We start from the raw sequence: 843 nt of genomic DNA on the forward strand, positions 1-843 counted from the left end.
CTAGAGGCTGTTATGAACCCGCGGCGAGTAGAGCGGCCTTTTTGAGCATGAGGCAGACGAAGGCGATCACGTGCAGGTCTGCCAATGTGCTGGCGTAGCGCTCGTAGTCTTTGACCAAGCGTCGGAAGCGTGTTGCCCAGGCGAAGGATCGCTCCACCACCCAGCGCCGCGGCAAGAGGACAAACCCGCGCTTGGCCTCGGGCAGTCTGACGACCTCCAGTTCGATGCCGTGCGCGCGGGCTGCCTTGGCCGGCTTCTCTCCCGTGTAGCCCTGGTCGACATAGGCGAGCCCGACATTGTCACCGGTGGCGGCCTGCACAGCCTTGGCGAGATGCTCAACCTGGGCACGGTCATCGGCGCTGGCCGGCGTGACATGGAGGGCAAGCAGATGCCCGAGCGTATCGACGGCCATGTGCAGCTTTGAGCCCTGCTTCCGTTTGGCTCCGTCGTAACCCGCCCGCTCGCCGCTCTCGGGCGTCGACCGCAGGGTCCTGCTGTCCAGGATGGCCGCGCTCGGCTCGGAGTTACAGCCCGATGCCAGGCGCAAGAGCGACCGTAGATCGTCGGCCAGTTGCTCGAAGCAGCCGGCCGCCAGCCAGCGCTGGGCCTGCTGGTAGACGGCTTCCCAGGGTGGCAGGTCGTGGGGCATCCACCGCCACGGTGCTCCCGTCTTCACGACGTAGCGCAGCCCGTTGAACACTTCGCGCAGGCTGTGCTCGCGCTGGCCCGCATCTTCGCGCAGCAGCGTCAGGTACGGGGCGACCAATGCCCATTCGTCATCGGAAACGTCGGACGGGTAAGCTCTGCGTGAAGAGGTCATGCCCCTTCATCTGGAATCCCCGC

General features: G+C 65.8%; 1 protein-coding gene. It reads right to left on the bottom strand.

Features of this window, described 5'->3' with window-relative positions; all coding sequences use genetic code 11:
* Positions 1 to 10 precede the first annotated feature (10 nt).
* A complete protein-coding gene (locus MGN01_RS23310) occupies positions 11 to 820 on the bottom strand; it encodes an IS5 family transposase (RefSeq protein ID WP_147049163.1) in 810 nt (269 codons plus the stop codon).
* Between the last annotated feature and the right edge of the window lie 23 nt (positions 821 to 843).

The organism is Methylobacterium gnaphalii, assembly GCF_007992215.1.
GTDB classification, from domain to species: Bacteria; Pseudomonadota; Alphaproteobacteria; order Rhizobiales; family Beijerinckiaceae; genus Methylobacterium; species Methylobacterium gnaphalii.